The sequence below is a fragment of the Thiothrix sp. UBA5583 genome (assembly GCA_002425225.1).
GTDB lineage: Bacteria > Pseudomonadota > Gammaproteobacteria > Thiotrichales > Thiotrichaceae > Thiothrix > Thiothrix moscowensis.
Map to the genome: position 1 here is coordinate 1 of DILV01000035.1, position 6,722 is coordinate 6,722.

The window sequence follows — 6,722 nt, forward strand, 5'->3', positions numbered from 1 at the left end:
CGGGAAATCCCAAAGAACCATACTTGATGAATTTGAAACAATAAAGAAACTATGTGAAAAGGTGTTATCATCAGAATATAAAGCAGGAAAAGTTGCTTTATTCACAACGGAATCAAATTTATTGGAAAAACTGGTTAAAAAAGGTCAGCTAACCAATACAGAAAGACTAATTCTTTTCACCATCATGAACTATGCACATGAAAATCTTCATGAAAACTCACCAAAAAATCATTTGCATGATTTGGTTCGCGTTGTCAGAAACTTGCTATTTAGCCTCAGACAGAAGACCAAGGATATACAATACACATCAAGTTTAGTTTCAGATAATTACCACAAAATACTGGGATTTATAATAGAAAACTCGACAGAATATAATATTTACATTTTATTGAATAACAATCATTTGAAAAATGCTTCAATATTTCCACCATATGCAATCAAAGAGGAGGAAATCAAGGCAAACTTAATTATTGACAATAAAAGCATTGATTTAGAAAATAACATTGCAAAAATAGAAGATCATTATTCAATTAAAGGTGCGACCTACAACTTTAAATTAAAAGAGAACTACAAGCTAATACCAGAAATGATCTATTCTCTTTATAAAACATGGAATGATGATGCAAATGATTCTGAAATCATAAGAGCTTTTTTAACAATAGGTGATTATAAAAAACATATTAAATGGTCTGTATTAGGGACTGTATATTTCTTTGGGCATGGAAAAAGTGATGGATGGAATTTCATCTTAACAACGCCAGATGAAACGCCAGATGATAGTTTTAGCATTATGTTATTACAATTTTTAAACGAACTAAACAAGCGAACATTGCAAGACATAACAAATGACTTGAATGAAAAATGCTTAGATATTTGTAAAAACAAAGGATGGCATTATTATTTTATTAAGTACCCTGACTTTACATCATCTGATTATAATTTATTTTCCTTTATGGATGATGATGGATTCCTAGTCAGAAATTTATCGACTAATAATGCTGGCGGATTACACATTAATCCATATTTAAGAACATTAGCCTGTCTAATTAATAAAAAACATTCTTTACTATGCGACGAAGGTACTTGCAAGTCATATGATGGCAGTCAAAATTTCAAACCATTACTATTAAAGATTAACGATCTTGAAATAACAGTTCATTGCAAAGAAGGATATTGGGAGTTTTCTCTTAATAAAGAGCCAATTCTTGAAATTAAAGAAAAATTTGATCTTAAGTTACAAGCTGAAAATGTCCTTCAGAGCCAAAAATCAATATATCATTTAGAACCAACTAAAGACAAAGACATGATTGAAATCGCGGTTGAGTTTATTTCTACACTGTATCAGTTAGAAAACCCACCTGAACAGAAAGAAGAGGAAATTAGTAGCGAGTCCTCGCAATGAGTGAATTAATAGCGAATTCCTAAACAATGATATTATAAGTAGTTGGTTCATAAGAAGCCAATTTACTGCATTGAAAGCCCTTCGATAAAACTATTGATAGGGCATTTCAAAATTAATGTAGCCGTTCATGAGAGAATGACTATAATTCTACCGAAAATTGGTAGTTGATGCTCATCTCAACAAACCTCCCACACCAACCGTTCAAACCCCAATGCCACCACCGCCAGACACCGTAACCGCTGCGGTTCACGGTACTTTTCCTCCAGCACCACACGGTATTGCTGCAATTGTTGCCGTGCTTCCTGCAAGGCTGTTTGCACCGCAGGCAGTGCCGCCGATTCCTTGCGTTGTTGGGCGCGAACCTGCTCCCCGCTTAAACCTAAATCCGCCAGCGGCAAGTATTTGAATTCCAGCACCATATCCAACAGCGCGTATTGGCGCATATTCGGGCGCACAATCAGGGTCAAATCGGAATAACGCCGCTGCAATGCCGCTTCCGAATCCATAATGTAATAGGTGTCATTGAACAGCAGGGTCAGGAACGCCGTTTTGACCGTTAGCTCATTGCTCCAGCGATAATCACGGTTGTTGAACACCGCGAAATATTTGCTTTCCATAAACGCTACCAAGGGTTGCAAATCGGCAGTTTGGTAAAACTTGTCGGTCAAACGCTGCAAACTGTGCCGATCGCCCGCATCCGGCAAGGCATTGCGCTTGATTTCATCGACATACAAACCCCGGATCACCAAATTGGGAATGCCCAATACCAATTCCCCAATCATACCGCGCCCACTCAAAGTCAACACCCCGAAGAAATACAGCAAAGACACCATATAATCCGGGTCAGTTTGAATGTCATGCAGCTTTTCCATGCCAAACTGGTTTTCCAGACGTGCCAGCGTGACTGCCTGTTGCTCATCCAGAATATTGGCAATCACCGCCTTGCCAGCAGGCAGGTTGGCAATGTAACGGATTTTGTTGGCATCCATTGCCAAGTTGCCATCCAATATCTGCGGCGGGGCACTGCAATATTCTTGATAGTGGCGCAAAAAATAAAATGCCAACGTCGGGTTATAAACACAGGCTTGTTGCATGTCATTGCAAAAACGGTAGCCATTGTAAAATACCCGCATGGTTTCCAACGTGGTTTGTACACTATCACTGGGTTGCTGGCATTCCGCACTAATGGTTGTTACCAACTGCGTCAGTTCGGGTGTTGTCACACCACACAAGGTATTGAATTTAGGCTCAAGGTATATGTGGGTAGCGACGTTGTAGCCGCTGGTCATATCACTCATCACCAAAGGCGACACGCCCGTGATGAATACCCGCCCTATCTTGCCCTCGGAGGCATTAGCTTTAATGGCTTTGAACAGGGTTTTTAAAATCCCTTCGCTTTGCACCAAATCTTCATAACGTTGCTGATGGGGGCGTGTTTGCATCAGCACTTCGTTGGCGAAATTGTCGTATTCGTCAATCAGCAGGTACAGTTGTTGGCCACTGCTGGCCACCGCATTCACCAAGGATTCAAACGAGGCGATGGCATTGTCGGCAAGGATGTTTATGTCAGTCTGCAAGTATTGCCGGTACTGCAAGGCAAAATATTTAATGGCCTGGTTGATATGATCGAACAAGTGACGGGTAATCGCGGCTGTATCGCCTTGCGCCGACACTTTGGAGAAATCCCAGCGCAATACCGTGTATTGGTTCTGTTCCCCCGTCGGGTTTTGCCCAACGGCCAAATCGCCGAACAAGGCTGCAAATTCGCCTGCCCGGTTGATGTCGTAATAGTTCGCTAGTGTGGACAGCAGCAGTGATTTACCGAAACGGCGCGGGCGCAAGAATACCAGTTGCTCACCCGCCTGTTCCAACAAAGGGATATGTTGGGTGCGGTCAAGGTATAGTTTGCCTTCTGTGCGTATTGCATGGAAATTGCTGTTTCCATAGGGAAAATTAATCATAATGCTACTGCCATCCAACCAAGGTGATTGTCTGATTCTAGCATGAACCGTTCAGTAGCCACATCAATGCGGAGCGTTAGTTTAGGCTGGCTTGAATGTTGCATAACGCTCACCTTACCACCAATCATCATGGAGAAAATAATGGGTAGGGTACATTTTATCGGCGGCGAGAAAGGCGGCGTCGGCAAGTCACTGACCGCACGTTTGCTGGCACAGTATTTCATCGATAGCGCAACGCCGTTTACCGGGTTTGATTCCGACCAGTCGCACGGCAGTTTTTCCCGCTTTTACAAAGACTTCGCTTCACCATTGCGGGTGGATGACTACGACAGTCTGGACAATATCATTGATGTCGCCGAAACCCAGCCGGGTCACGACCTTATCATCGACCTCGCTGCACAGACTTCTGCCCGGCTGGGGCAATGGATTGAGGAAAGCGATGTGTTCGGCATTTTCACCGATATGGGGCACAAGGTTTTCATCTGGCACGTGATGGACGATGGTGCAGATGCCCTGAGCCTGCTGGACAAAACGCTGGATAGCTATCCACAGCAAGACATCCAGTTCATTGTGGTGCAAAACATGGGGCGTGGTGAAAACTTCGATGCCTTCGAGCAATCACCGATTTTCCAGAAAGCGCAACAACGTAATGCGTATTGCATGACGCTGGGCAAACTGCACGCCAAACTGGTGCAGAAAGTCGATTTCAACGACTTGAGTTTCTGGGCGGCGGCGAATAACCGCGACCTGATGAGCACCCCGGAACGCCAACGGATGCGGGTGTGGCTGGAAAATGCCTACACGCAATTCGATCACTTCCTCAAACACGACGACATTGCCGAAACGCCCGAAGGCTAGGTTTCGCGGCGGTGTTTGACCTTTTTCACCAACTTGCGGGCAATGTAGGCGGCGAATTCGTCTACATTGCTGTATTCCTGCTCGATAACGAAATCGCTTAATTCATTCATCAGAAATACCGTGCGTGCCACTTCGGTGAGCTTGCGCCCACACGCCAGGCAACGCTCGCCGTCATCGCGGCAAGCGTCTTTCCCCTTGCAAGGCGTGAACTCGCGCATGGTTATGCCGCTTGTGCTGGGGCAAAACCTGCCGCTGCCAGCAAATCATCCACATCCGCTGCGATAATTTCAATTCCCTGACGCGCACAGAAACGTGCTTCCTTGTCCGTCGGTTGCGGAATCAATGCCCAGCCTCTGGGTTCACTGGCGGCGTAGGTAATGTCTGACATCACCATGCGTTCAGTATCGCGCTGGAAGCGCATCCCGATGAACAGGTATTGCTTGCCCTTGCGGTATTCCTTGAGGAAATCAGGGATCGCAAACCCGCCCATCAGTTCAGTGATGTAGTCCACATAGTCTGCGTCGGAGGCAATGTAATTGGCATCCGGGCGCGGGCTGCCCATCGGCTTGAACAGGATCGGCAATTCAGGGTTCACTTCTTCCTGGGTAATTTCACGGTAGCCGCCGCTTCCGGTGTATTCATTCAGCACGAAGCGGTAATTCGTCCCCGCAATCCGCGCCGTTCCCCGGATCAGCGTGTGCGGCTGGTCGGCGTAGGTATCCTGCAACTGGGTATCTCGGTTGGTGTCGATCACGTAATGCGGCTCGATGCTGGCAAGCCAGTCGTGCAGCGGGGCGCGTGTCCACTTGCGCTTGCCATAGGTGTCTTCGAGGAAATTGTGGACGGCTTTGCGCCCGCGTTTCAGCTCCACATCCATTGCCGCACGCGGGAATTCCCACATCAAACGGGCTGACATCGGTTTGCCGCCATTCATGGCAAGGATCAGGCTGTCGCTGTCAGCGGGAATCGGCATTCCATTGAGCTTATCGACCGAACCCGCAAGCGCACCTGCGCCGAGGTAGGGGACGATGGTGTTGTTGGCGACCCCGGCGAGCAGGGTTTGAAGAGTGGTGTCTGGCATAATTGTTCCTCAATTAAGGTTTAGGTCAAGCTCTGGCGGAGCGCAGGGAAACCACATTCCCCATTTCGGTATAACGCTGTTCCTGTAAACGTTCCTGCGCCAGATCAAGCAGGGTTTTCACGCTCAGCCGATCGTTGCTGTCGATATTGACGAGTGTTTGCAAGCGCCCGACCGCATCCGCCAGTTCGCCCAGACGCATTTCCAGATAGCCTGCGCCCTTGTGCGCCATCAGGTAGAAGCGCGTCAGGGTCATGGACACCAGCACGCCTTGCCCCAGATGCAGGCGAGTCAGATGCCGCCAATCTTCCGGCAGATGCAGGCGTTTGCCGCTGACGGCGATGGCTTTGTGTGCGACTACCAGCGCATCCCGCAGGCGGTGCTGGTAGTAGAAATAGCGGTAGAGCGCGACCAGCACGTTCAGATCTTCGGGGGCGAGGAAGTAGGCACGCAACAGCAGGGTTTCGGCTTCGGCCTCCGGGTACAGATTGGCGGCCTCCTCCAGCAAGCTGGTCACTTCCGGGTCAATGGTGGCGTTGAAATAAAGGTCTTCGGCTTCAAAATCCTGCAAGTCCATCATTCATTCTCCTCTGGCTTTGAAATGGATCGGTTGTTCTAGTGGTTGCGGTAATTCTTCTTCGCACAGGTCGCGTGCATCACAATGGCTACACTCTTCGCCGGTGTCTTCGTCATACTCGGGCAGGCACCCGCGTGTTCCGGCGGTTTCTTCCAGCAGGCGGATGCGGTCAAGCAGGCACTGGATCGCCCCGGCTACCGGGTCGGGAATCAGGTGATGGTTGAGGTCGATGCCTTCCGGGTTGTTGTTGCGGGTCAGCTTGCTTTGCACCACCTTGGCGGGGATGCCGACCACGGTTTTGCCTGCGGGCACATTGCGCACCACCACGGAGTTGGCTCCCACCCGCACCTCATTGCCCAGTTCAATCGGGCCGAGGATTTTTGCCCCCGCCCCGACCACCACACGATCACCGAGGGTCGGGTGACGTTTGCCCTTGTTCCAGGATACGCCACCAAGAGTCACGCCGTGGTAAAGGGTCACATCGTCACCAATTTCGGCGGTTTCGCCGATCACCACGCAAGCGCCGTGGTCGATGAAAAAGCGTCGCCCGATTTTCGCACCGGGGTGGATGTCGATATTCGTCCACCAACGAGCGAAATAGGAAATGAAGCGCGGGAAATAACGCCAGCCACGCCGCCACAGGCTATGGGAGATGCGTTGCAGCATCACCGCGTGGATGCCGGGGTAAAGCGTAGCGACCTCAAAGCGGGAGCGGGCGGCGGGGTCGCGTTGGAACACACAGGTGATGTCTTCGCGGATTAATTGCCAAAGAGACCCCTCACCCCAACCCCGCACCCAGCCCCCTGAGGGGTCGTCCCTCAAGGGGAGAGGGGCTAAGAGGTCATC

Annotated in this window: 7 protein-coding genes; 2 read left to right on the forward strand and 5 right to left on the reverse strand. The window is 48.9% G+C overall.

Features of this window, described 5'->3' with window-relative positions:
- Positions 1 to 1,402 (forward strand): hypothetical protein (locus B2U47_RS14735; protein ID WP_296674440.1); only part of this gene is annotated, 1,402 nt, incomplete at its 5' end.
- Positions 1,403 to 1,578: 176 nt separating this feature from the next.
- Here the strand turns inward: B2U47_RS14735 and B2U47_RS14740 are convergent.
- Positions 1,579 to 3,363 carry an AAA family ATPase gene (locus tag B2U47_RS14740; protein ID WP_296674438.1) on the reverse strand — a complete coding sequence of 595 codons (1,785 nt, stop codon included), beginning with the start codon at positions 3,361 to 3,363 and terminating at the stop codon, positions 1,579 to 1,581.
- A 141-nt stretch (positions 3,364 to 3,504) separates the two neighbouring features.
- Here B2U47_RS14740 and B2U47_RS14745 point away from each other — a divergent pair, with 141 nt between their 5' ends.
- Complete coding sequence (locus tag B2U47_RS14745; protein ID WP_296674436.1) at positions 3,505 to 4,221, forward strand: mobilization protein; 717 nt, start codon at positions 3,505 to 3,507, stop codon at positions 4,219 to 4,221.
- Here the strand turns inward: B2U47_RS14745 and B2U47_RS14750 are convergent.
- The 4 genes from B2U47_RS14750 to cysE are packed head-to-tail and all read right to left on the reverse strand — an operon-like array spanning position 4,218 to position 6,671.
- On the reverse strand, positions 4,218 to 4,439 hold the full coding sequence (locus tag B2U47_RS14750) for a hypothetical protein (RefSeq protein WP_296674435.1): 222 nt from the start codon (positions 4,437 to 4,439) through the stop codon (positions 4,218 to 4,220). The genes B2U47_RS14745 and B2U47_RS14750 overlap by 4 nt on opposite strands.
- A gap of 2 nt (positions 4,440 to 4,441) precedes the next feature.
- Complete coding sequence (locus B2U47_RS14755; RefSeq protein ID WP_296674433.1) at positions 4,442 to 5,302, reverse strand: SIR2 family protein; 861 nt, start codon at positions 5,300 to 5,302, stop codon at positions 4,442 to 4,444.
- A gap of 25 nt (positions 5,303 to 5,327) precedes the next feature.
- Positions 5,328 to 5,879 (reverse strand): hypothetical protein, encoded by a 552-nt coding sequence (locus B2U47_RS14760; protein WP_296674431.1) that lies wholly within the window; start codon positions 5,877 to 5,879, stop codon positions 5,328 to 5,330.
- The gene (cysE, locus tag B2U47_RS14765; RefSeq protein ID WP_296674429.1) at positions 5,880 to 6,671 is read right to left on the reverse strand and encodes a serine O-acetyltransferase; all 792 of its coding nucleotides are present in this window, start codon (positions 6,669 to 6,671) and stop codon (positions 5,880 to 5,882) included.
- Between the last annotated feature and the right edge of the window lie 51 nt (positions 6,672 to 6,722).